The following is a 21,409-nucleotide window of genomic DNA, read 5'->3' as shown; positions in this document are numbered from 1 at the left end:
TAGCTTAGGTAAAAACTCATCTTGTCTTGCGATCTGTTAAACGATCAAAAGATCGCGAGGCAAGCTCGCTCCTGCAGGTTCTTTGCCGCTCACCCATACAGTTAACCCGCGGTCTGCACTGTACGGCTCAGAATAGTGGCAACTGTGCCCGTACACTTCTAAACTGTTCCGGTATTGTTCGTCACAAAAATGCTTCCTATAAAAAAAATGCCTGAACATCGAGTGCCGCGCCATGACCAACCTTTTGCTTTATCAACGTATTGCTCAGCAACTGGCTGAGGATATCCGGCGTGGCGTCTACCAGCCGGGGGAGCGTGTGCCCTCGGTGCGCAAAATGAGCTCACAGCTGAATGTGAGCCATGCGACGGTGTTGCAGGCCTACGCCAATCTTGAAGACCAAGGCTTGATCCGGGCGCGTCCGCAATCCGGTTATTACGTGCACCAAACCCCGGCCCTGACGGCGCCCACACCGGACATCGCGCGTGTTGAGCGCCCAGGTCTGGTGACACGCAGCAGCATCATTCAGCAGGTGTTGGTCGAGTCGCGGCGCGAGGGCGTGTTTCCGCTGGGTGCTGCGGTGCCGAGCGTCGATTACTTGCCCGTGCGCGCGCTGCACCAGCAGTTGGCCAAGGTCACCCGTTTTCATAGCCCGCGTGCCTTCAGTTACATGTTCAGCCCCGGCTTTGAGCCGTTGCGCCGTCAGGTGGCGATCCGTATGCGGGATGCTGGCGTGGTGGTCGACCCTTCGGAGGTGATCATCACCCACGGCTGTGTGGATGCCCTGCAAATGTCATTACGGGCGCTGACCCGTCCGGGTGACTTGATCGCCGCTGAATCGCCAACCTATTACGGCTTGTTGCAACTGGCCGATTTGCTGGGCTTGAAAGTCATCGAGATCCCCAGCGACCCAGCCACCGGCATGAGCCTTGAAGCCCTGCAATTGGCGGCTAATCAGTGGTCGATCAAAGCGCTGGTACTCACCACGCGCTTGAGCAACCCGCTGGGTGGCACCATGCCGGAAGAGCGGCAAAAACACCTGCTGCGCCTGGCGTCAGATTTCGATATCCAGATCGTTGAAGATGATATCTATGGCGAACTGATGTTTGAGGTGGGGCGCACCAAAGCGTTGAAAGCCTACGATCGCCTCGATCGCGTGATCTATTGCTCGAGTTTCTCTAAAACCTTGTCACCGGGCGTACGAATCGGCTGGATGATTGCGGGGAAATATCAGCAGGAAATCCAGCGCCTGCAAACGTTCACCACCCATTCGGCGTGCAGCGTGACGCAAATGGGGGTGGCGGCTTACCTTGAAAACGGCGGTTACGACCGCCATTTACGCTACATCCGGCAGGAATACCGGAAAAACCTCAGCGCATTCCAGCTGGCCGTTCAGCAGTACTTCCCGGAAGGCACCCAGATGTCGCGCCCCAGTGGCGGGTTTATTTTGTGGGTCAGTTTGCCGGGCCGGGTGAACACCCAAGAGCTGCACGTGCGTGCCTTGCAGCAGGGCATCAGTATTGCGCCGGGGCTGATTTTCAGTAACACCGAGCAGTTTAATCACTGCATCCGGCTCAACTGTGGCACTCCTTGGAACAAAGAAGCCGAGCGGGCACTGATGACGTTGGGCATGCTTGCCAATCAATTGTGCCAGGAGACCGCAGGCCTCTATTAAAAGGGTAAACGCTGCGCGGTATGGCCATTTGGTTACATTCGGCTTGTCTCGGCCGGCTTAAAGCGCGAGCATGCGTGCCTGAATGAAGAAAACCGTGGGAGTTATGAGAGCGACATATTGTGTAGGACTCGTGTCGGCAGGCGTGTTGACTGCGTTTGGCGCGATAGCTGCGCCAGCGAACCCGTCGGCACCCGAAACAGTCACTGCCCAGCCTAAAGCTGCTCATACCCCGGCCAAGCCTGCGGCCAAAGCGCAAAAGGCACCGGCCAAGAAAACGCCGTCTGCGAAACCCAAATCACCTGCGAAGGCCACCAAAAAGCGTGTGCCGAGCAGCAAAGTTGATCTGAGCTTGCCGCCCGAGATGGTTCGGCAATTGCGCCCTTTAGGCGCAGTTCCCATGCCTGCGCACAAACCGTTGCTGCCCAATATGTTTGTTGAAAAACAGGCCGAGGAAAGCCCTTTCCAATTGAACGGCCGCCTGCTGAGCAATGAAATGGGCCTGCAGTTACGTAACGAGGCGCGACAGAATGAAATCGATGGTGCCGCGCTCGATTTTGAATTCAAACAATAAGTGCCCCAGCGTCGAAAACGGACTTCTAAACTGACTAATCAGTCACTGATATTCTGCTGAACGGTCAATTTCAAACGCCCGTTCCAGCGAGTACTATCCCTTGTCATCAATGCACTTTGCCCCTAACGAGGAGCTAACGTCATGAATTGCCGTGAAGGCTGTGGCGCTTGTTGTATAGCACCCTCCATCAGTACACCGATCCCTGGCATGCCTGATGGCAAACCCGCGGGGGAACGCTGCCTGCATCTGTCTGTCGATTACTTGTGTGGTTTGTTCGGCCAACCAGAGCGTCCCGCCGTGTGCGGCGCGTTCAAGGCTGACATCGAGGTATGCGGCAGCAGTCAGCAAGAGGCCATCAACCTGATTGGTTGGTGGGAACAGGTGACGGCGGCTTAGTGCATTCGTGTTCAGTGAACAGACCTTTAACAATAAGGAATAAGACAATGGGTTCGTTACATCGAGTGGCAATGGCGTGTGGTTTGAGTGTTCTGCTGGTGGGCGCGGCTCAGGCAGAAGACTGGAAAGTGGCGAAAAACGAAGACGGCATCAAAGTCTCATTGAGTGAAGTGCCGGGCTCCGCTTACAAGGCCTACCAGGGTGTGACCCTGATCAAGGCGCCGCTGGCCAAAATTCAGGGCCTGCAAGAAGACGTGGCGGGGGCGTGTGCCTGGATTCACGAATGCAAAACCCAGAAGCTGCTCAAGCACGAAGGTGACAAGAGCTGGACTTACACCCAATTCAATACGCCGTGGCCTGTAACCCCGCGTGACTCGATTCTGGAGGTCACCTCATCGGTTGCCCCGGACGGCACGCTGACCCGTACCCTCAAAGGCGTACCGACCTATCAGCCTGAAGAAAAAGGCTTCGTGCGGGTGGCTCAGGTGGACGGTTTCTGGAAGCTGGTCCCTAAAGGCGACAACCTGACTGAAGTCACCTACCAGGTGCACACCGAGCCAGGTGGCAGCGTCCCGGCCCTCATTGCCAACAAGTTCGTGGTGGATGCACCGTTCAAAACCCTTCAGGGGCTCAAAGAGCGCGCTGAGAAGTAACACGCGGCCCTTGCGGCCATAGGGCTGATCCTGGACAGCGCATCTGTCCAGGTGCCGTGCTCTGTGTTTTTGAGTGTGAAGGTCATTCATTTAAATGCACAAAATTTAAATTTCCCCCTTGGCAGAGATTATCCGTCAGGTCTACTCTGCACCCAGACCAGCGAAGTATTCGACTGGCTCTGATCTTGTTCGCTACATGCTTATTCTCTCTGCTCCGGCACATCTGCTGGTGTGACGAGAGCGCTGAATGTCTATCCATTGCGAGGAGGACGTTTCATGAGCACAGCCCATCAAGAAGACCTCAGCAGCTTTGTGCTGCGCCGCATGAAAGAAGGCGGTTTTGATTTTGCACGTATCCATCCCATTGAGTTTTACGCAATCTTCCCGGATGAGGAGCGGGCGCGCAGAGCAGCAGGCAAATTTTGTGGTGAGTCCTTGAATGCCCAGATCAATGTGGGTGAGGACGGCGCCTGGCACCTTGAGTTAAGCAAGGTGATGCACGCGACATATGGCGGTATTGGAGATTTCGAGCAGAACTTCGAGGCGGTTGTAACGCCGCTGGGTGGCATTGTTGAAGGCTGGGGCGTCAAGCAGGAGGTGCGTGGCCTGCTGAACTGACGTCAGTTGCGGATGTAAAAACGGCTAGCCTTGGGGCTAGCCGTTTTGGTTTCTGTGGATTGAGATCGTTTAAGTGCCGAGGACTCGCACACAAAAGCGACACCTTAGCCGATGACCTTGGTCAGGTTCGGCAAAATCAACAGCAAAGTTGTAGCGAAGAGGATAAGCCCGGCTTGACGTATTTTCGTGTGTTTGAACATGGCGACCTGCCTTTTTTTGTTATTCCTGAATTGCATTGCTCCACGGTAAGGGCTCATATCCTTGGAAAGCGTCTTGCCCGTTGACAGGCTTAACCTTAGAGGCCGCATAACACGCGGCTTAGAACCTTTTCAAATCATCCAAGCGCAATAAGTTTTTAAAACGCTATTAGACAATTTGTGTATGCCCTGCGAGGCCGTTGCTAGACGCAATCGACCCCCTGATGTTTAAAATCATTAGTCACCTACCGTTCGTCCGGGAACTAATTTTGCCTGCACATTGTGAGCGGTGGGTGATTGTCCAAGGTTTCAGTACGCGCAGTACTTGCCATCAATTGCTGTTTCAGGGCAGGCTCTAGCGAGTTGTCGTCATTATTTTCGCCTTTATCGTGCCAGGTATTTTTATGTCGCTACGCATCTGCATTTTGGAAACGGACATCCTGCGTCCTGAATTTATTGATCACTACCAAGGCTACGGGCAGATGTTCAAGCGTCTGTTCTCCCAGCAGCCCATTCCTGCAGAGTTCACCATCTACAACGTGGTGAATGGCGAATACCCGTCGGATGATGAAGTGTTCGACGCCTACCTGGTGACCGGCAGCAAGGCCGACTCTTTTGGTACCGATCCCTGGATTCAAACCCTTAAAGAGTACCTGCTGACGCGTTATGAACGGGGTGACAAGCTGTTGGGTGTCTGCTTCGGCCACCAATTGCTGGCGCTATTGCTGGGTGGCAAGAGTGAGCGGGCGACCAAAGGCTGGGGCGTGGGCACCCATCAATACACATTGGCAGCCAAGGCACCGTGGATGAGCCCTGTGGTTGAAGACCTGACACTGTTGATCAGCCATCAGGATCAAGTCACCTCTTTGCCGGAAAACGCCACAGTGGTGGCCTCCAGCGAGTTTTGCCCGTTTGCGGCTTATCACATCAATGACCAAGTGCTGTGCTTCCAGGGCCACCCTGAGTTCATTCACGACTATTCCCGGGCCTTGCTCGACCTGCGCCAGGAGCATTTGGGCGAACAGGTTTACAACAAAGGCATCGCCAGTCTCGAACATGACCACCATGGCAAGACTGTTGCCGAGTGGATGATGCGCTTTGTGGCGAACAAACCCACGGCTGAGTCGGCCTGACACGGATCTGTAGGAGCGAGCTTGCTCGCGATCTTTTGATCTTCTAAAAGATCGCGAGGCAAGCTCGCTCCTACAGTTTTTTCGATTTCTACAACCAGCCCGAACGCTTGAAGCTTGTCCATAGCCCCGTCACGCCCACCGCAATAAACCCCAGCACGCCGAAATAGCCGTAATGCCAGGTCAGTTCCGGCATGTTTTGGAAGTTCATCCCGTAAATGCCCGCCACCGCCGTAGGGAACGCCAGGATGGCTGCCCAGGCGGCGAATTTGCGCTGCACGATGCTTTGCCGAGACGACTCCAGCAGCACCACGATTTCAATGGTTTGGCTGGCGATGTCGCGCAGGGTGGTCAGGTCTTCCATCTGCCGGGTGACATGAATTTGCACATCGCGAAAATACGGGCGCATGTTCTTGTCGATAAACGGGAAGTCGAGGCGTTGAAGCTCTTCGCTGACTTCAACCATGGGCGCCACATAGCGCCGCAATCGCAGCACATCACGGCGCAAATCATGAAGTTTGACGATGTCGGCTTCATTCAGCGTATTGCCCATGATCGTGCGCTCCAGCTGCTCGATCTCGGCGTGAATGGCTTCACTGACGGGCTGATAGCTCTCGGTCACAAAGTCCAGCAAGGCATACAGCACAAAGTCTTCGCCGTGCTCCAGCAGCAGCGGGCGGGCCTCGCAGCGTTGGCGCACAGAGCGGTATGAGGCGGAATGGCCATTGCGGCTGGTAATGATGTAGCCATTGCCGGCAAAGATATGCGTTTCAACGAACTCTAATTTGCCTTCATGGCGAATCGGCGAGTACGTGACAATAAACAGTGCGTCGCCAAAGGTTTCGAGCTTTGGCCGGCTGTGTTGCTCCAAGGCGTCTTCGATGGCCAGTTCATGCAGATTGAACTGGCGCTGCAAATTGCTCAGCTCTTGTGCGTTGGGCTGCTCCAGGCCGATCCAGACGAAGTGGCCGGGCTTTGCAGCCCAGTCGCTCCCTTCGTCCAGCGTAATATCGGTAACCTTTTTGCCTTCGCTGTACACCGCAGCAGCAACAACTCTCCCCATAGTTCTAATCGCTTCTTCATCAAAGGGTTATGGCACGAAGGTGCAGCTTAGCGTGCAATCAACCACTTTGACGTGACAAACGTTCAGACGTTCGGGTTAGACGCCGTTGTTTTGCGGGCGGGGAGTGCAGGCTGAGGCAGCTTATGCTGAGCCAGCAGCTCGCGGTCCATGGCCTCGATGCAGGCGAGCATCTGCTCGCGGCACTGCTCCATCAGCCGTGGCAGGTCGTCTTGGGTCAAACCCGCCGTAGGAATGGCAGGCAAGGAGCGGATCAGAATATCGGCACTGTGCCAGCGGTTGAGCTTGAGGTGCTGGCTATACGTACTGACGCACACCGGCACAATTGGCACACCGGCAGTAATCGCCATCAGGAACGCGCCCTTTTTGAACGGCAGCAACGACTTGCCCAAGTTGCGCGTGCCTTCCGGGAAGACCCAGATCGACGTGTCTTTTTCCTGCAAGGTGCGTGTCGTGGTCAGCATTGATTTGCGTGCTTTTTGCGCGTTGCCACGGTCGATCAGCACATTGCCCGCCAACCAGAACAACTGGCCGAACAGCGGTACCCATTTCAGGCTCTTTTTACCAATGCACACCGTACGGCGCGGCACGACGTTGCCGAACACAAACAGATCGTAGTTGGATTGATGATTGGCGATGACTACGCAGCTTTGTGGCTTGTCCATCAGCGGGCCGACTTCAGTCTTGAGCTTGTAGCCCAAAATCCATTTTGAAGGCCACGCATACAGCCGTGCGCATAGCCGACTGTTATCAGGATTGAAAGGGCGACACATGCCCAGCAGCACGCCGAGAACACCCGCAACCACAAAATGCACACTCATCAACACCATGCGAAACGAAAGTAGCATTTACAGGCTCATCAAAACAAAAGGTGGCGCAGTGTACGGACGTGCACTGTAAACGGCAATTACCCCGATACACGCAGGAGATTGCTGATGTTTAAGCATATGTTTCAACAAAGGCTGATAAGTGCCAGCCAGAGGTGCTGACGCTACTGCGGTGAGGCGTGGGGGAGGGAGGCATCCCGACTGCACCGTGCAATCGGGATACCGATCAAGCGATAAGGTCAGAGCGCGTGGTGTTGGTCCAGCTCGATTGCCTTGTCGAGGGTTTCCAGGAGTTCTTTGCGCACTTTAAGTTTGGTGTTCTTGTGTGCCTTCATATTGATCTTCTTCAACTGGCGAGCCACTTCGAGCGCTGTGGCGTGCAGCTCTTCAGGCTTGACCACCTGGTCCAGGAAGCCAGCATCGACCGCGGAGATCGGGTTAAACATCTCACCGTTGATTACCGAGCGATGGAAAGCCGACTTGCGCAAGCGGTCGCGGGCCAACTCGATACCGGCGTGGTGCATGGTCATGCCGATTTGCACCTCGTTCAGACCAATACTGAACGGGCCTTCGACGCCTATTCGGTAATCAACCGACAGCAGCAAGAATGCGCCTTTGGCCACCGCATGCCCCGGGCACGCAACCACCACCGGGAACGGGTGCGCCAACAAACGACGCGCCAACGTCGAGCCCTGCCTGACCAACTCAATCGCCTGCTCAGGACCGGACGTCATCACCTTCAAGTCATAACCGCCCGACAGAATCCCTGGCTGGCCAGTGATAATCACCACTGCACGATCCAACTCAGCCTGGTCCAGCGCCGCGTTAAAGGCAGTGATCACCTGCGGAGAAATAGCATTCACCTTGCCATTGCTCAGCGTCAGCGTCGCGATACCGTCTTCCAGGTGATAAGCAATCAAGTCACTCATGGCGCAATTCCTTGTATTTAAGTGAGTCAGACGTTACCCAGCCCCACGGCGCAGGTAAAGCGCTGTGACTGACTGACCAGTCAGCCAAAAGCCCCGCACCTTCTATATAGACGCAAGCGTGCCTGAGCTTCAACGTGCTGGCGCTGCGGTGCCAAGGCTTGAAAATGGCAGAATCGCCGGGTCCGCTCATGCCAAAAAACCAGCAAAACCCGTAAGCGCATGAAAATTCTGAAAAAAACATTTGTCATATCGAAAGCTTTCGACTACATTAGCGCGCCTCGACAGACAGAACATGTTTGAAGAGATACGGTGAAGTGTCCGAGTGGCTTAAGGAGCACGCCTGGAAAGTGTGTATACAAGAAATTGTATCGAGAGTTCGAATCTCTCCTTCACCGCCACATTAAGTAAACACAGACCCCTGATTTTCGAAGAGAAAGTCGGGGGTTTGTGGTTTTTGGCGTCTGGAAAATGGTTTGAGGGTTAGCCTTAGGTGAAGGCGCATTGCCTTGAGCTAAGCTGGATCGTTAACGATCGAGGTTTCCAAATGGACTGTCAGATTCGCTCCGCAACCCTGGACGATTCAGCTGCGATAAGCCGTGTTGTAATCGCCGCTCTGCGTGGCACCAATTCACAGGATTATTCGCCTGACATCATTGCTCAGGTTGAGCGCAGCTTTGCCCCTGAAGCTGTCAGCGCACTGCTCGGCAAGCGCAAGGTTTTCGTAGCCTTGCTGGGCGAGACTATTGCCGGCACTGCAAGCCTCGACGGTAGTGTGGTTAGAAGTGTTTTCGTTGATCCTGCCCACCAAGGTCGAGGTATCGGCCGATTGTTGATGGATGTCATTCACGCGACCGCTGTCAGCGCTGGTGTTGGCGCTTTACGAGTGCCATCGTCGATTACCGCGCAGAGCTTTTACGCGGCGTTGGGTTATCAAACAATCCGGGACGAATTTTATGGGGCTGAGCGCACCATCATTATGGAAAAGCCGCTTGCGGGTTAGTCCAGTTCGTTCATCGAGCAGGTTGTGCGTAACTCCCCAAAAAATTACCAATACGCAGGTTTAGTGGCTGGTTTTTTGAGCGTCGGCACACGAGTGGGAAATTGATGGTTGGCAAGTTCTTGCGTGGTTACGAGGTGACGCATCCAGTGCGAATAGGCCTTGAGAGAGCCCGGTGCTGTCCGTTTGATACCTTCACGGTGCGGTAAAATCACCCCTATTCGCAGGGCTGGGAAGTCTTCTCGCAGCGCTTGCAAGGCAGGGGTCATGTCCGTGTCTGCAGAAACCAATACAAGCTGCTGGATTCGCTCGTGGGGCATCAAGCCCGCTTGGCGAGTTGCAAGCCTGTACATACTGATAGCGATATGAACGTCTGTTTGTTTTTCTTCAAGTTTCCAGATAGCGACCTGATCAAGTCTGGATGCTGGTGTGTTCTTGTCGACGAAACGTGGAGCCTTGCCAGATTCTAATTGGTGACGTCCGTAAGTAACGCTGACCCCGCGTGCGATCAAGGCACGCAAATAACTGTCTTGGGCTTCTTTTGAAAGGATGCCGCGACTGGCAAGAGAGGGTTTTACACCGGAAGTGAAAAAGCTGACGGTGGCCAATACGTTGTCAGGATTCTCAATGCGCAGAATGTGCGCCAACAGTGCTGGAAGATCGAGCCACTTGTACTCTGTGCCTGCAAGCAGGCCATAAAACAGGTTGTAACCGTCGACAAAGCACGCAGTTCTCAAGATAGTCAGCCCTTAAAAACGAAAAAACCGACGCTAAGTCGGTTTTTTCGCCCCAACGGCCAGCGAACTGAATCGCTGCGTACGGGGCTGAGTAGTGCGTGGATCTTGCCATAGATTTTGCAGATGTCAACTACAGCGATGTGCTGCTGTGTCTGCACTGCTGAAGCGCACTTAGCCTGCGACGTTACGGCTTTATGCCAGCCCAAGAAATCAGTCTTTATAAGTTCCAGGTCCACAGTACACCCAAGTTCAGGCCGGTTTTATCTCTGATGACGGGTCGGCAGCACCTGCGCCTCACCATGATTTACCCGCTGTAGCTTACAGGCACACAATCAGCCGTTTCGTACGACGCTTCTCTTTCAATCTGGCGAAATATCTTGGAAATATCCGTTCACTTGTTCCGGTCAACCTGGCTTTTTGATTTTTAACCCTTCCAAAGCCGTAGCAGCCTTACCAATCATCTGGCCGCTCAGTCCTCTGGTGAAGAATACGCAATACCTGCACTTCGCTATTCATCAGCCGGTACGGTGCAATAAACGGGAATTTGCCCAGAATCAGCTCCCGAACATCGGGCGTCTGTGAAGGGCGTCCGAGGCCGGTAAACGTTTGCAGTTGCTCCAGTGTTTCGATGATCTGGCCAAGCACGGCATCCGCTGCAGCAGCGCCTAAGCGTGACTCGTAATATTCGTGAATCGAGTCAAGATCACTGCTCGCTTTGTCTGTCAGTGCGATGTTTGGCACGGTCCACCCACTTGGCTTTGATGGTGCTGAGATCGGTCAATTTGCCCGCGTCGGCGTCGGCTATGCCTTCGGCAATGGCTTTGATGTGCCAGGACTCGGCCTCAATGTAACGGGCCAACGCACGTTTGAGGTGGTACTGGCGGTCGCGATCAGTGGCTTGTGAAAGCTGGTCAAGTTGTTCGACCAATCCTTCTTCAACACGGAATGACAACACAGGCGATGCCATGATTGGCTCCTAAGTTCAAATGTATACACCGTATACGAATTCCAAAACTGTAAACCCTGAGCAATCGTTAGAACAGTAGCGTGTGTTGACTTCAGACGAACGCAACGCTGTTTCACGGTTAGCGTACAGGCTCAAAATCAGCCGTTTCGTACGACGCTTCCCTTTCAATCCGGTGAAACATCCTAGAAACTTCCATTCGCTTGTGCCTGTGCAGTTCGGGGAATAGTCTCGGCCTATCGCTGAAAATCAGCGGTCGGGTTTAGTAGCCCGTGTTCCCCCAGGCGCAAGGCGCCACCTCCGCGAGGCGCTTTTTTTCGGCCAGCGTTTTATGGTGGCCGTGCGCAGGGCGCCCTTGTGGCGCGCCGGGTTCCTGGGGCACCGGTCTACTAACCTGCGTACGGCTGCCACCCATTCGTTTAGTAGCGATAAGTGACAGCTCCTTAAGAGACCCTGGGAGTTGTACCCATGAAGAAGATTGTCCCCGATCCCCCCGTTTTACCCCTGCAAGATGCTGCTCAGTGCGATGCATTGTCGTTAGACCGTGCCGCCACGGATCGCGCCCTCGATTACTACCTGCTCAACCATAAGCCTCCACGGCACGTGGATCAGGCCACGTATGCCATCCCGGACAGCGTCAATTTAGAAGCGGCTTTGGCCCAAGCGTCAGACTTGTTGCGCTGCGCGGGTGCTTCGGCGAGTGAGGCGGGGAATGGCTTGAGCGGGCACCCGCGCCATCTGGTGTTGTCGGTCATGCATTTGGTGGAGCTGGCCAAAGCGTATGTAGACAAATCGCTGGACGGTTTAACTACGCACTAAGCAGCACGCGCCTGAGTGCAGCAGGCGCGTCACTTCTGTTGTTGCGGTCTTTTGTATGCCCTTGGCAGATCACTTTAAAATCCGGCTCTGTTACCTCCAACAGTTCCCGTGGGGGGGATAGAACCTCGGGCGTGTTGGAATGCGCTGATAGAGAACAGGTTGTGCGTTATGTTTGGCCATCAGGTGGGTCAGCCTTTCGGCATTAACAAACCACTGGGAGGAAGCGACATGCAAACTCATACAATCTATGCAGCGAAAAAGCATTTTTCGCAGCTTGTTGATGCAGCTGCAGGCGGAGAAACAATCATCATCTCCAAATCTGGTAAACCTGTGGCCAAGCTCGTTCCCATTACCGCCCGCGCGCGACGCGGAATGCTGCCGGGGGTGACATTCAATATCGATGCTTCGGACGGCCTGGATGCTGAAATTATGGATCTGTTTGAGGGCAAGGCCTGAGGGGAGCTGAAAACACCTCCCGTCGAGTCACTTCCCCTGACCTTTAAGACCAAAACATCACAACACCAGCTCGCCCTACAAAACGGTGGCCTGGCAGGCATTTGGGAAAAGGGCGGGACTTCCGGCTGAAAAATCGGATAATGGCGCCCATATTTTTAGCCCGTTATTCTGGTAATTCCCTCATGGAAATTAAGGTCAACTTTCTCGACAACCTTCGACTTGAAGCCAAGTTCGATGATTTCACGGTGGTGGCCGATCAACCTATCCGCTACAAGGGCGATGGTTCGGCGCCGGGTCCATTCGATTATTTTCTGGCGTCGTCGGCGTTGTGCGCGGCTTATTTTGTGAAGCTGTACTGCCAGACGCGCAATATTGCGACCGAGAATATTCGTCTGTCGCAGAACAATATTGTTGACCCGGAAAACCGCTACAACCAGATTTTTAAAATTCAGGTCGAGCTGCCCGCCGATATTTCCGAGAAGGATCGCCAGGGCATTTTGCGTTCCATCGACCGCTGCACGGTGAAGAAGGTGGTGCAGGCCGGGCCTGAGTTTGTGATTGAAGAGGTCGAAAACCTCGACGCCGATGCTCAGGCGTTGTTGATGCCGGCGTCGAGTTCTGCCGCTTCGGGTGGCACGTTTATCGCGGGCAAGGACCTGCCGCTGGAGCAGACCATCGCCAATATGTCGGGCATTTTGGCCGACTTGGGCATGAAGATCGAAATCGCTTCGTGGCGCAATATCGTGCCGAATGTCTGGTCGCTGCATATCCGCGATGCGCAATCGCCGATGTGTTTCACCAACGGCAAGGGCGCGACCAAAGAGGGCGCGTTGGCCTCGGCGCTGGGCGAGTTTATCGAGCGTCTTAACTGCAACTTCTTCTACAACGATCAGTTCTGGGGCGAAGAGATCGCCAATGCGCCGTTTGTGCATTACCCGGAAGAGCGCTGGTTCAAGCCGGGGCGCAAAGATGAGCTGCCCACTGAGATCCTCGACGCCTACTGCCGCAAAATCTACAACCGCGATGGCGAGTTGCGCGGTTCACACCTGATCGACACCAACTCCGGCAATGAAGAGCGCGGCATTTGCTCACTGCCGTTCGTGCGTCAGTCGGACGGCGAGGTGGTGTATTTCCCGTCCAACTTGATCGAAAACCTGTACCTCAGCAACGGCATGAGTGCCGGTAACACCCTGGCTGAAGCGCAAGTGCAGTGCTTGTCGGAGATTTTCGAGCGGGCCGTCAAACGCGAAATCATCGAAGGCGAGTTCGCGCTGCCAGACGTACCGGCCGAGGTGCTGGCGAAATATCCGGGCATTCTGGCGGGCATTCAGGCGCTGGAAGAGCAGGGCTTTCCGGTATTGGTGAAGGACGCGTCGCTGGGCGGTGAGTTCCCGGTAATGTGCGTAACCCTGATGAACCCGCGCACCGGCGGTGTGTTCGCCTCGTTTGGCGCTCACCCAAGCCTTGAAGTGGCACTGGAACGCAGCCTCACCGAGCTGCTGCAAGGCCGCAGTTTTGAAGGCCTCAACGATTTGCCGCAGCCTACCTTTGCGGGCCACGCGGTGACCGAGCCGAACAACTTCGTCGAGCACTTTATTGACTCCAGCGGTGTGGTGTCGTGGCGCTTTTTCAGTGCCAAGGCGGAGTACGAATTTGTTGAGTGGGACTTCACCAGCCAGGGCGAAAACGCCAATGCCGACGAGGCCGCGACCTTGTTCGGGATTCTCGAAGGCATGGGCAAAGAAGTGTACATGGCGGTCTACGAGCACCTCGGCGCCAAGGCGTGCCGCATTCTGGTGCCGGATTACTCAGAGATTTACCCGGTGGATGACCTGATCTGGGACAACACCAACAAGGCGCTGTTCTTCCGCGAAGACATCCTCAACCTGCACAGTCTGGATGAGGCGGCGCTCAAAGATCTGGTTGAGCGTCTGGTGGAAAGTGAGCTGGACGATTACACCGACATCACGACCTTGATCGGCATCGAGTTCGACGACAACACCGCGTGGGGCCAGTTGACCATTCTGGAGTTGAAACTGCTGATCTACCTCGCCTTGCAGCAATACGAAGAGGCGAAAGAGGCGGTCGAAATGTTCTTGCAGTACAACGACAACACCGTTGAGCGTGGCTTGTTCTACCAAGCCGTGAATGCGGTGCTGGAGATGTACCTGGACGAAGATCTGGAGCTGGAAGACTACGAAGTCAACTTCCGTCGCATGTTCGGCAACGAGCGCATGGACGCCGCCATCGGCTCGGCTGACGGCAGCGTGCGCTTCTATGGTCTGACCCCGACCAGCATGAAGCTGGAAGGTCTGGACCGGCACTTGCGCCTGATCGACAGCTACAAAAAACTGCACGCAGCGCGGGCCAAGGCAGCTGGCATTTCGCTGTAATCCCGACGGTAGGAGCGAGCTTGCCTCGCGATCTTTTGATCTTTAAAAGATCGCTCGCTCCTACCCATTTTCATCCTCTTTCATCCCCCGCCTTCCTTCCTGCATTCCATGGCCAGCAGGCTATGACCTAAACGCATACCCCCATGACTTTTAATGGTTACAGCCCGCGCCTGCGCGAGTGCTAAAAATTGCAGCAACAGCTCAACCACAACAAAAAAGAGCGCTGCAACCATGACTGAATCCCTTCTCGCCAGCCCTGCGCTGCGCTCTTTGACTGTCCCTGTTCGCCTTGCCTGTCGTCCGACCGGCCTGCACGACTGATCCCACAATAACGCATCGTCCAAAGAGTAATGACTCATGAAAGCACTCGACCTGTACATCGGTGAAGGTTTCGAAGGCCCTGGCGTGAACGCCGCGCACATCAACATTTTGATCGGGCCGCGCAACGGCCCGGCAGGTCAGGCCTTCGCCAACAGCCTGGCGTCGCCGAGCCAAGGGCATTGCCCGTTCATGGTGATTGCGCAACCCAACATCCCGGTCAAGCCGATGACCCTGTACGTCAACAAAGCCGAGATCAGCAGTGACCTGCATGGCAACGCGACGTGGGGCGCGTCCCAGGCCGGGATCGCCAAGGCGGTACTCGAAGCGCTGCTGGACGGCACCTTGCCACCGGAAGCCGAAGACGAGTGGGCCATCGTCACCGCCAACTGGGTCAACCCGGCGTGTGATGACCTGGATGCGGTGTACCTGAACAACTACAACGCTTGCCGCACGGCGATTCGTGCAGCGCTGACCGGCCTGCCGTACACCTCGCAACTGGCGGACGTGGTCGAGCACATTTCCAACCCTTTCTACACGCCAAAAGCCTGAGGTCTGCGCCATGCAATACATTCGTTTGGGCAACTCCGGCCTTGAAGTCTCCCGCCTGTGTCTGGGCACCATGAACATGGGCACCCCGGACTGGAAGCCGTGGATTTTCGATGAAAAGCAAAGCGAGCCGATTGTCGCGCACGCCTTGGATAACGGGGTCAACTTCATCGATCTGGCGGACTTTTACTCGGCTGGCGTGGGTGAAGAAGTGGTCGGCCGTATCGTCAAGCGCCTGGCCCGTCGTGAAGACCTGGTTATCACCACCAAGGTGGGTTACGGCACCCGCACCGGGATCAATGCCAGCGGCCATTCGCGCAAGCACATCATGGACAGCATCGACGCCTCCCTTAAGCGTCTGAACATGGATTACGTTGACGTGTTCATGCTGCATTACTTCGATGTGAACACCCCGGTTGAAGAAACCATGAGCGCCATGAACGACATCGTGCGCTCCGGCAAAGCCCGCTACATCGGCGTCTCGACCATGCTCACCGGGCAGTTGGCGAAGATCCTCATGGCCTGTGAGCGCAACGGTTGGGTCAAACCGATCAACATGCAGTTGCAATTGAACTGCGCCTACCGCGAAGAAGAGCGCGAGATGATCCCGTTCTGCCGTGATCAGGGCCTTGGCGTCTCGGTGTTCAGCCCGCTGGCCCGTGGCCTGTTGACCGGCGATGCGCAATCGACGCGCAACCAGACCGACTTCTTTACGCAACAGATGTACAGCGACGAGGCGTCTTGGCAAATCGCCCATTCGGTGCAGCGTGTAGCGCGTGCCCGGGGTGTGTCCAATGCCCAAATCGCCCAGGCGTGGGTCGCCAACCATCCGGGTGTCGATTGCATGCTGGTGGGGGCTGACACCACGGCGCAGTTCGACAGCGCCCTGGCTGCACTCGAAACCAAGCTCGATGCCGATGAACTGTACGAACTGGAGCGCAATTACACCCCGTGCGACGTGATCAATGATTACACCGCCGGTAAGCGCATCCTGCGCTCGGCCCGCCCGGCCCACGAACGCTTCACCCTGACGGAGGCGGTGGCATGAGCGCGCTGATCCGTCACGGCAATTTCATCGATGGCCAATGGTCCAGCGGTGGCCCGACTTACCCGGTGCTCAACCCGGCCACGGGCGATTTGGTCGCCAACGTGCAAAAGGCTGGCGCTGAAGAAACAGAACTGGCCATTGATGCGGCCAATCGCGCCTTGCCGGCCTGGCGCAAGTTGACCGCTAAAGAGCGCAGCCAGCGCCTCAAGCGCTGGGGCGAACTGATGTTGAGCAACCAGAAGGGCCTGGCCACTCTGCTCAGCCGCGAACAAGGCAAGCCGCTGGCCGAGGCCATGGGCGAAGTAGTGTATGCCGCGAGCTTTCTGGAGTGGTTTGCCGAAGAAGCCAAGCGTGCGTATGGCGACGTGATCCCGAGCCACAAGGCGGATGCGCGGATCATTGTGGTCAAGGAAGCCATTGGTGTGGTGGCGGCCATTACGCCTTGGAACTTCCCGCTGGCGATGGTCACCCGCAAGGTCGGTCCGGCGCTGGCAGCCGGTTGCACCATGGTCCTCAAACCGTCGGAAGAAACCCCGCTGTCGGCCTTTGCCCTGGCCGTCCTGGCGGAACAGGCGGGGATCCCGGCCGGTGTGTTCAACATCGTTTCAGGGGACGCCGTGGCCATCGGCGGGGCGCTGCAAGCGTCCAGCATTGTGCGCAAACTGTCGTTCACCGGCTCCACCCGCACCGGCAAACTGCTGATGCGCCAGGCGGCAGACACGCTGAAAAAAGTCTCGCTGGAGCTGGGCGGCAACGCACCGTTTATCGTGTTTGACGATGCCGATCTGGACGCAGCCGTCAAAGGCGCCATGGCTTCCAAATTCCGTAACACCGGGCAAACCTGCGTCTGTGTTAACCGCTTCTTTATTCAAGACGGCGTGTACGACGCTTTCACCGCCAAGTTGGCCGAAGCCGTCGCGGCCATGCGCGTCGGTGATGCCCTGCAAGGTGACACCGAGCAAGGCCCGTTGATCAATGCGCAAGCGTTGGCCAAGGTCGAGGCCCATGTCGGTGATGCTGTCGAGAAGGGCGCCAAGGTGTTGTGCGGCGGTCGTCGCCACGCCCTCGGCGGGACCTTTTTTGAGCCGACCATTCTGACGGAGGCCAGCAACGACATGCTGATCGCCCAGGAAGAAACCTTTGGCCCCGTGGCGGCGTGCTTTCGCTTCACGGATGAAGCCCAAGTGCTGGCGCTGGCCAACGACACACCGTTCGGGCTCTCGGCTTACTTCTACAGCCGTGACATTGGCCGGGTGTGGCGCATGGCCGAAGGGCTGGAAGCCGGTATGGTCGGGATCAACGAAGGGATTATCTCGACGGAAGTTGCACCGTTTGGCGGCATCAAAGAGTCGGGCCTGGGCCGTGAAGGTTCCAAATACGGCCTGGATGATTACCTGGAACTGAAGTACCTGTTGATGGGCGGTCTTTGAGCCCGGCACTACCTCTGTAGGAATGAGCTTGCTCGCGAAGGCGATCTGTCGCTTTCACGAGCAAGCCCGCTCTCACACAAGCCATCCAAAGAAAAGCTAGAGCAATCGGTTTCTCCGTCAATAAAAAAAATTGGAGACGAACATGTCCGCTCAACCTGTAAAAATCGACGACCTGCCCATCGGGCGCTTTCACCTTAAAATCGCCGGGCTGACCTTTGGCGCCCACTTCACAGACGGCTACATCCTGGGTTTGATTGGCATCGCCTTTACCCTGATCAGCCCACAAATGCATCTGGATGCGTTCTGGCAGGGGTTGATCGGTGCTTCAGCGCTGATCGGGCTGTTTCTCGGCAGCCTGTTCTTTGGCTGGATTTCCGACAAGGTCGGTCGGCAGAAGATTTTCCTGGTCAGCTTTGTGCTGATCACCGTGGCGTCGGTCATGCAGTTCTACGCCGAAACGGCGATGGGGCTGTTTTTGTGCCGGGTTTTGATCGGCATCGGCCTGGGCGGTGACTTCAGTGTGGGTCACGCCATGCTGGCCGAGTTTGCCCCCAAAAAACATCGCGGCGTGATGCTCGGTTCGTTCAGCGTGATCTGGACCTTTGGCTACGTGGCGGCCACCTTTGTGGGCACCGCCATGCTCGGTTTGGGCGATGACGCTTGGCGCTGGATGCTGGCGTCCTCGGCGATCCCGGCGGGTTTGATTCTGATCGCCCGCATCGGCACCCCGGAGTCGCCGCGCTGGCTGGTCAATCAGGGGCGCATTGCCGAGGCGCGGGCCATTGTCAAAAAGCATCTGGGCGACAACGTCGAACTGGATGAAGTCCCGTCCGGCGAAACCCGCTCGGGTTATGCCGTGCTGTTCAGCCGCGAATACCGCAAACGCACCGCGTTTAACTGCCTGTTCTTCGTGTGCATCGTGATGCCGTACTTTGCGATCTACACCTTCTTGCCGTCCATCCTCAAAACCATGGGCCTGGCTGAAGGCTTTGGCACTGAACTGATGCTCAACCTGCTGCTGATTGTCGGCGCATTGATCGGTATCTGGTGCACGGTGAAATTCTCGCGTCGGGGCTTCCTGATCAACTCGTTCATCATCTTGGCGGTGGCGTTGTTGATCCTCGCGATCCTGCCCAGCAGCGCGGCGTTTTTGATGGTGCTGGCATTTGGCATCTTCACCTTGGTGCTGTCTGCCGTGAGTAACCTGGTGGGCGTGTTCCCGGCCGAAAGCTTCCCGACCGAAGTGCGCGCCAGCGGTATTGGTTTGGCGACTGCGGTCAGTCGCTTGGGCTCGGCGGTGAGCACCTTCCTGTTGCCGGTGAGCGTGGTGGGGATTGGCATGAGCCCGACCATTGGCATCCTGGCGGCGATTCTGGCGTTTGGTGCGTTGATCTCATGGGCATGGGCGCCCGAGACCAAATCCCTGACCCTGAGCCAGGCGTGCAAGGCCCACAGCCCTGTGCAAGAAAGCGCGCCAGTGGCGGTCAAGGTGGTGGCGCCGGTCTAGTACAAGCCGTAGGAGCGAGCTAGCCTCGCGATCTTTTAAGAATCAAAAGATCGCGAGGCTAGCTCGCTCCTACACGTGTCAGGCATCCCTGTTTTAGGGGTTACTCACCAACCCCAGCCATTCCGTAAACAGTCGCACTTTCGACAAGCCTTGTTTGTCATGCGCCACGTTCAGCCAATAGCCATACGGGCCGATGACCTCCACGGGGGTAATCGGCAGCAGGCTGGCATTGGCCAATTCTTTTTCGATCATCTGGCGGTCGATCACAGCCAGTCCGCCCCCGGCAACTGCGGTGTGGATCACTTGGTCCAGCGTGCTGAACTCCAGCCCGCGGGCCGCATCGACGTCGTCACGGCCCATGGCTGCCAGCCAGTTCTCCCAGACCTTCAAGCGTTTGCCATCGTGCAGGATGTGCAGCAAGGGCAGGGTGCGCACATCGGGCGGCTGGCCGTTGACGAACAGTTCCGGGCTGGCGACGGCAATGTGGCGCTCCATCACCAGCAACTGGCTGCTGCAATGGCTGTCCGCTTCCAGGCCCCAATGGATGATGCAGTCCACTTCACTCAGGCTGTCGTGAGCGCTGGTGTTGGTCACGCTCAGGCTGATGTCCGGGTAACGTTCGCAGAACGCACGCAAGTGCGCCGACAACCAGCGCGTGCCCCAGGTGGGCGGCACGACAATACGCAGACGCTGGCGCAGATTGGGCACGCGCACGGCCTGCAACGCGCGCTCCATGTGATCGAACGCCTCGGCCAACTGCGGCGACAACCTCACGCCGGTTTCGGTCAGCGACAACCCTTGTGGCGTGCGCACGAAAAGCGCCACACCCAAGTAGTCTTCAAGTTGCTTGATTTGTCGGCTGACAGCCCCTTGGGTGACGTTAAGGCTTAACGCCGCCTGGCTGAAACTGCGATGCCGGGCGACTTCTTCAAAGACGCGCAGCGTGTTGAGCGACGGCAATTGGCGCATGACGCTTTGCTCCGCACCGGCCTTCTACACCAGAAGGGTAGGGCGGGCTTATTGTTATGTAGGAGGTTTCTTACTTCTGTGGCGGATTGTAGCCGTTGTCACGGGCTGCGATAAACGGCCCCACTCGTCAGAAAACCACATCTCATTTAAACCTTTGCCGTCATGGGCCTTCAGATTCTGTGCAGGACATAAACCTGCCTTTTACTGGAGGACGCAATGAAACCCCTGATGGCCCCTAAACGCTTTATGGCTGGATGTGCCTTGGCCTACGCCCTGTTTGTGATCGGCAGCGCGGTCGCTGCCAGCCCGGCAGATTTTGTCGACGAATCGTCTGCGGCAGGCATTGCGGCGATTGAAACCAGCCGTATGGCGATCAGTAAATCGTCTTCAACCGACGTCGGCAGTTACGCGGTTGAGGTGATCAAGGACTACACCGATGCCAATCGCGATTTAAAAGACATCGCGCAAAAGCAGGGCTTGAAGGTCGCTGATCAAGAAGAAATTCTCAGCAAAGCCAAAAAATTGATGCTGCAAGTGCAGGAAGGCGATTCCTTTGATGCCGCCTATGCGGCTAACCAGGTCAAGGCCAGCGAGGAGGCGATCGAGCTGTATAAACAGCAGATTGATGACCCGGCCTCACCCGAGCTTCAGGCCTTTGCCGAAAAGTACCTGCCCAAGCTGCAAATGCACCTGGACATGGCCAAAAGGCTGGTCTCGGCACATCACAAAGGTGATGGCGCAGTATTGCCGGAGTGACAGCGCTAATGGCGTAGCGGCGGGTTTGGCGCCGCTACGTCAGGTAAGGTCAGACAGCGATGTCGTTAAAGCCGCAGTACTCTTCCCAGCTCATCTCCAGGGCTTCGGCCACTTCCTGATGCACTTCAAGGCGCATGGCTTTGAGTTCTTCGGGGCTGCGGGCGATCAGTTCCAGCGCGAGTTCCCAGGCCTCAAGGCCACGGCTTTCGGCTTCGTCTTCAAAGGCCCACAAGATTTGCTGCTGGCGGTCCTCGGCGCTCAGCTCTTTCATTTCTTCCAGCAGATGCGGGTGCGCCTTGATGAAGGTATCCAGGGCCAGTTCGTTACGGGATTCTTTTGGGATCATATGGCGTCTCGGATCGTTAGGACGGTCTGCGGGGGGCAGACCGTCG

Annotated in this window: 25 protein-coding genes and 1 tRNA gene; 16 read left to right on the top strand and 10 right to left on the bottom strand. The window is 56.3% G+C overall.

Annotated features, from left to right (window positions below; genetic code table 11):
* Nucleotides 1-232 precede the first annotated feature (232 nt).
* The 6 genes from AAEZ03_RS14850 (at nt 233) to AAEZ03_RS14825 (ending at nt 5,240) form a co-directional block, all read left to right on the top strand.
* Nucleotides 233-1,672 (top strand): aminotransferase-like domain-containing protein, encoded by a 1,440-nt coding sequence (locus AAEZ03_RS14850; RefSeq protein ID WP_048368777.1) that lies wholly within the window; start codon nt 233-235, stop codon nt 1,670-1,672.
* Nucleotides 1,673-1,754: 82 nt separating this feature from the next.
* A complete protein-coding gene (locus AAEZ03_RS14845; RefSeq protein ID WP_350579583.1) occupies nt 1,755-2,243 on the top strand; it encodes a translation initiation factor 2 in 489 nt (162 codons plus the stop codon).
* 141 nt (nt 2,244-2,384) lie between these two features.
* Nucleotides 2,385-2,639: a YkgJ family cysteine cluster protein gene (locus AAEZ03_RS14840; protein ID WP_048368775.1), complete on the top strand. Its 255-nt coding sequence runs from the start codon at nt 2,385-2,387 to the stop codon at nt 2,637-2,639.
* 47 nt (nt 2,640-2,686) lie between these two features.
* Nucleotides 2,687-3,292, top strand: a complete 606-nt coding sequence (locus AAEZ03_RS14835; protein ID WP_153335572.1) for an START domain-containing protein — start codon at nt 2,687-2,689, stop codon at nt 3,290-3,292.
* 276 nt (nt 3,293-3,568) lie between these two features.
* Complete coding sequence (locus tag AAEZ03_RS14830) at nt 3,569-3,910, top strand: ribonuclease E inhibitor RraB (RefSeq protein WP_278940747.1); 342 nt, start codon at nt 3,569-3,571, stop codon at nt 3,908-3,910.
* Between the two features lie 601 nt (nt 3,911-4,511).
* Entirely contained in the window at nt 4,512-5,240 is a 729-nt protein-coding gene (locus AAEZ03_RS14825; RefSeq protein WP_282364282.1) for an amidotransferase, read from the top strand.
* Nucleotides 5,241-5,328: 88 nt separating this feature from the next.
* Here AAEZ03_RS14825 and AAEZ03_RS14820 read toward each other — a convergent pair whose 3' ends face one another.
* The 4 genes from AAEZ03_RS14820 to AAEZ03_RS14805 all read right to left on the bottom strand — a co-directional run bounded on the left by AAEZ03_RS14820 (nt 5,329) and on the right by AAEZ03_RS14805 (nt 8,264).
* On the bottom strand, nt 5,329-6,300 hold the full coding sequence (locus AAEZ03_RS14820) for a magnesium and cobalt transport protein CorA (RefSeq protein ID WP_048368771.1): 972 nt from the start codon (nt 6,298-6,300) through the stop codon (nt 5,329-5,331).
* Between the two features lie 83 nt (nt 6,301-6,383).
* Nucleotides 6,384-7,166 (bottom strand): lysophospholipid acyltransferase family protein, encoded by a 783-nt coding sequence (locus AAEZ03_RS14815; RefSeq protein ID WP_048387816.1) that lies wholly within the window; start codon nt 7,164-7,166, stop codon nt 6,384-6,386.
* Between the two features lie 218 nt (nt 7,167-7,384).
* A complete protein-coding gene (locus tag AAEZ03_RS14810; protein ID WP_350579579.1) occupies nt 7,385-8,074 on the bottom strand; it encodes a crotonase/enoyl-CoA hydratase family protein in 690 nt (229 codons plus the stop codon).
* Nucleotides 8,067-8,264 (bottom strand): hypothetical protein, encoded by a 198-nt coding sequence (locus AAEZ03_RS14805; RefSeq protein ID WP_350579577.1) that lies wholly within the window; start codon nt 8,262-8,264, stop codon nt 8,067-8,069. Before AAEZ03_RS14805 ends, AAEZ03_RS14810 begins: the two co-directional genes overlap by 8 nt.
* A gap of 118 nt (nt 8,265-8,382) precedes the next feature.
* Here AAEZ03_RS14805 and AAEZ03_RS14800 point away from each other — a divergent pair.
* Nucleotides 8,383-8,472 (top strand) — tRNA-Ser (locus tag AAEZ03_RS14800).
* A gap of 146 nt (nt 8,473-8,618) precedes the next feature.
* A complete protein-coding gene (locus AAEZ03_RS14795; protein WP_350579575.1) occupies nt 8,619-9,074 on the top strand; it encodes a GNAT family N-acetyltransferase in 456 nt (151 codons plus the stop codon).
* A 44-nt stretch (nt 9,075-9,118) separates the two neighbouring features.
* Here the strand turns inward: AAEZ03_RS14795 and AAEZ03_RS14790 are convergent, their stop codons facing one another.
* From AAEZ03_RS14790 to AAEZ03_RS14780, 3 genes are all read right to left on the bottom strand, one after another.
* A complete protein-coding gene (locus AAEZ03_RS14790) occupies nt 9,119-9,808 on the bottom strand; it encodes an NYN domain-containing protein (RefSeq protein WP_123750211.1) in 690 nt (229 codons plus the stop codon).
* A gap of 450 nt (nt 9,809-10,258) precedes the next feature.
* On the bottom strand, nt 10,259-10,549 hold the full coding sequence (locus tag AAEZ03_RS14785) for a type II toxin-antitoxin system RelE/ParE family toxin (protein WP_082158066.1): 291 nt from the start codon (nt 10,547-10,549) through the stop codon (nt 10,259-10,261).
* The gene (locus AAEZ03_RS14780; protein ID WP_048368765.1) at nt 10,512-10,775 is read right to left on the bottom strand and encodes a CopG family ribbon-helix-helix protein; all 264 of its coding nucleotides are present in this window, start codon (nt 10,773-10,775) and stop codon (nt 10,512-10,514) included. The genes AAEZ03_RS14785 and AAEZ03_RS14780 overlap by 38 nt, the downstream gene beginning before the upstream one ends.
* A gap of 465 nt (nt 10,776-11,240) precedes the next feature.
* Here AAEZ03_RS14780 and AAEZ03_RS14775 point away from each other — a divergent pair, with 465 nt between their 5' ends.
* From AAEZ03_RS14775 to AAEZ03_RS14765, 3 genes are all read left to right on the top strand, one after another.
* Complete coding sequence (locus AAEZ03_RS14775; RefSeq protein WP_350579572.1) at nt 11,241-11,591, top strand: DUF6124 family protein; 351 nt, start codon at nt 11,241-11,243, stop codon at nt 11,589-11,591.
* 168 nt (nt 11,592-11,759) lie between these two features.
* Complete coding sequence (locus tag AAEZ03_RS14770) at nt 11,760-12,047, top strand: type II toxin-antitoxin system Phd/YefM family antitoxin (RefSeq protein WP_256670994.1); 288 nt, start codon at nt 11,760-11,762, stop codon at nt 12,045-12,047.
* A 182-nt stretch (nt 12,048-12,229) separates the two neighbouring features.
* On the top strand, nt 12,230-14,440 hold the full coding sequence (locus tag AAEZ03_RS14765) for an OsmC domain/YcaO domain-containing protein (RefSeq protein ID WP_350579570.1): 2,211 nt from the start codon (nt 12,230-12,232) through the stop codon (nt 14,438-14,440).
* An 80-nt stretch (nt 14,441-14,520) separates the two neighbouring features.
* On the opposite strand, the gene AAEZ03_RS14760 is transcribed toward AAEZ03_RS14765, so the two are convergent.
* A complete protein-coding gene (locus AAEZ03_RS14760; RefSeq protein ID WP_278940737.1) occupies nt 14,521-14,799 on the bottom strand; it encodes a hypothetical protein in 279 nt (92 codons plus the stop codon).
* Between AAEZ03_RS14760 and fae the strand changes: the two genes are divergently transcribed.
* From fae to AAEZ03_RS14740, 4 genes are all read left to right on the top strand, one after another.
* Nucleotides 14,798-15,310, top strand: a complete 513-nt coding sequence (gene fae / locus AAEZ03_RS14755) for a formaldehyde-activating enzyme (RefSeq protein ID WP_048368760.1) — start codon at nt 14,798-14,800, stop codon at nt 15,308-15,310. The genes AAEZ03_RS14760 and fae overlap by 2 nt on opposite strands.
* A 10-nt stretch (nt 15,311-15,320) precedes the next feature.
* Nucleotides 15,321-16,355, top strand: coding sequence for an aldo/keto reductase (locus AAEZ03_RS14750; protein WP_278940738.1), 1,035 nt, complete (start codon nt 15,321-15,323; stop codon nt 16,353-16,355).
* The gene (locus tag AAEZ03_RS14745; RefSeq protein ID WP_350579567.1) at nt 16,352-17,785 is read left to right on the top strand and encodes an NAD-dependent succinate-semialdehyde dehydrogenase; all 1,434 of its coding nucleotides are present in this window, start codon (nt 16,352-16,354) and stop codon (nt 17,783-17,785) included. Before AAEZ03_RS14750 ends, AAEZ03_RS14745 begins: the two co-directional genes overlap by 4 nt.
* Nucleotides 17,786-17,927: 142 nt before the next feature.
* The gene (locus AAEZ03_RS14740; RefSeq protein ID WP_153329949.1) at nt 17,928-19,292 is read left to right on the top strand and encodes an MFS transporter; all 1,365 of its coding nucleotides are present in this window, start codon (nt 17,928-17,930) and stop codon (nt 19,290-19,292) included.
* A 93-nt stretch (nt 19,293-19,385) separates the two neighbouring features.
* On the opposite strand, the gene AAEZ03_RS14735 is transcribed toward AAEZ03_RS14740, so the two are convergent.
* Nucleotides 19,386-20,261: a LysR substrate-binding domain-containing protein gene (locus AAEZ03_RS14735; RefSeq protein WP_350579564.1), complete on the bottom strand. Its 876-nt coding sequence runs from the start codon at nt 20,259-20,261 to the stop codon at nt 19,386-19,388.
* Between the two features lie 216 nt (nt 20,262-20,477).
* On the opposite strand from AAEZ03_RS14735, the gene AAEZ03_RS14730 reads away from it, so the two are divergent.
* On the top strand, nt 20,478-21,017 hold the full coding sequence (locus AAEZ03_RS14730) for a DUF4142 domain-containing protein (protein WP_153335585.1): 540 nt from the start codon (nt 20,478-20,480) through the stop codon (nt 21,015-21,017).
* A gap of 49 nt (nt 21,018-21,066) precedes the next feature.
* On the opposite strand, the gene AAEZ03_RS14725 is transcribed toward AAEZ03_RS14730, so the two are convergent.
* A complete protein-coding gene (locus AAEZ03_RS14725; RefSeq protein ID WP_123750215.1) occupies nt 21,067-21,363 on the bottom strand; it encodes a DUF6388 family protein in 297 nt (98 codons plus the stop codon).
* Nucleotides 21,364-21,409 lie beyond the last annotated feature (46 nt).

The sequence above is a fragment of the Pseudomonas sp. HY2-MNA-CIBAN-0224 genome (assembly GCF_040310285.1).
GTDB classification, from domain to species: domain Bacteria; phylum Pseudomonadota; class Gammaproteobacteria; order Pseudomonadales; family Pseudomonadaceae; genus Aquipseudomonas; species Aquipseudomonas helleri.
The sequence above is the reverse complement of the archived record's forward strand: the minus strand, read 5'-3'. Positions and strand labels throughout refer to the sequence as shown.

Bases quoted from the DNA above. Each gene is read 5' to 3' on its own strand.
- AAEZ03_RS14850 (WP_048368777.1), top strand. From the start codon at position 233: ATGACCAACCTTTTGCTTTATCAACGTATTGCTCAGCAACTGGCTGAG.
- AAEZ03_RS14845 (WP_350579583.1), top strand. From the start codon at position 1,755: ATGAAGAAAACCGTGGGAGTTATGAGAGCGACATATTGTGTAGGACTC.
- AAEZ03_RS14840 (WP_048368775.1), top strand. From the start codon at position 2,385: ATGAATTGCCGTGAAGGCTGTGGCGCTTGTTGTATAGCACCCTCCATC.
- AAEZ03_RS14835 (WP_153335572.1), top strand. From the start codon at position 2,687: ATGGGTTCGTTACATCGAGTGGCAATGGCGTGTGGTTTGAGTGTTCTG.
- AAEZ03_RS14830 (WP_278940747.1), top strand. From the start codon at position 3,569: ATGAGCACAGCCCATCAAGAAGACCTCAGCAGCTTTGTGCTGCGCCGC.
- AAEZ03_RS14825 (WP_282364282.1), top strand. From the start codon at position 4,512: ATGTCGCTACGCATCTGCATTTTGGAAACGGACATCCTGCGTCCTGAA.
- AAEZ03_RS14820 (WP_048368771.1), bottom strand. From the start codon at position 6,300: ATGGGGAGAGTTGTTGCTGCTGCGGTGTACAGCGAAGGCAAAAAGGTT.
- AAEZ03_RS14815 (WP_048387816.1), bottom strand. From the start codon at position 7,166: ATGCTACTTTCGTTTCGCATGGTGTTGATGAGTGTGCATTTTGTGGTT.
- AAEZ03_RS14810 (WP_350579579.1), bottom strand. From the start codon at position 8,074: ATGAGTGACTTGATTGCTTATCACCTGGAAGACGGTATCGCGACGCTG.
- AAEZ03_RS14805 (WP_350579577.1), bottom strand. From the start codon at position 8,264: ATGAGCGGACCCGGCGATTCTGCCATTTTCAAGCCTTGGCACCGCAGC.
- AAEZ03_RS14795 (WP_350579575.1), top strand. From the start codon at position 8,619: ATGGACTGTCAGATTCGCTCCGCAACCCTGGACGATTCAGCTGCGATA.
- AAEZ03_RS14780 (WP_048368765.1), bottom strand. From the start codon at position 10,775: ATGGCATCGCCTGTGTTGTCATTCCGTGTTGAAGAAGGATTGGTCGAA.
- AAEZ03_RS14775 (WP_350579572.1), top strand. From the start codon at position 11,241: ATGAAGAAGATTGTCCCCGATCCCCCCGTTTTACCCCTGCAAGATGCT.
- AAEZ03_RS14770 (WP_256670994.1), top strand. From the start codon at position 11,760: ATGTTTGGCCATCAGGTGGGTCAGCCTTTCGGCATTAACAAACCACTG.
- AAEZ03_RS14765 (WP_350579570.1), top strand. From the start codon at position 12,230: ATGGAAATTAAGGTCAACTTTCTCGACAACCTTCGACTTGAAGCCAAG.
- fae (WP_048368760.1), top strand. From the start codon at position 14,798: ATGAAAGCACTCGACCTGTACATCGGTGAAGGTTTCGAAGGCCCTGGC.
- AAEZ03_RS14760 (WP_278940737.1), bottom strand. From the start codon at position 14,799: ATGAGTCATTACTCTTTGGACGATGCGTTATTGTGGGATCAGTCGTGC.
- AAEZ03_RS14750 (WP_278940738.1), top strand. From the start codon at position 15,321: ATGCAATACATTCGTTTGGGCAACTCCGGCCTTGAAGTCTCCCGCCTG.
- AAEZ03_RS14745 (WP_350579567.1), top strand. From the start codon at position 16,352: ATGAGCGCGCTGATCCGTCACGGCAATTTCATCGATGGCCAATGGTCC.
- AAEZ03_RS14740 (WP_153329949.1), top strand. From the start codon at position 17,928: ATGTCCGCTCAACCTGTAAAAATCGACGACCTGCCCATCGGGCGCTTT.
- AAEZ03_RS14735 (WP_350579564.1), bottom strand. From the start codon at position 20,261: ATGCGCCAATTGCCGTCGCTCAACACGCTGCGCGTCTTTGAAGAAGTC.
- AAEZ03_RS14730 (WP_153335585.1), top strand. From the start codon at position 20,478: ATGAAACCCCTGATGGCCCCTAAACGCTTTATGGCTGGATGTGCCTTG.
- AAEZ03_RS14725 (WP_123750215.1), bottom strand. From the start codon at position 21,363: ATGATCCCAAAAGAATCCCGTAACGAACTGGCCCTGGATACCTTCATC.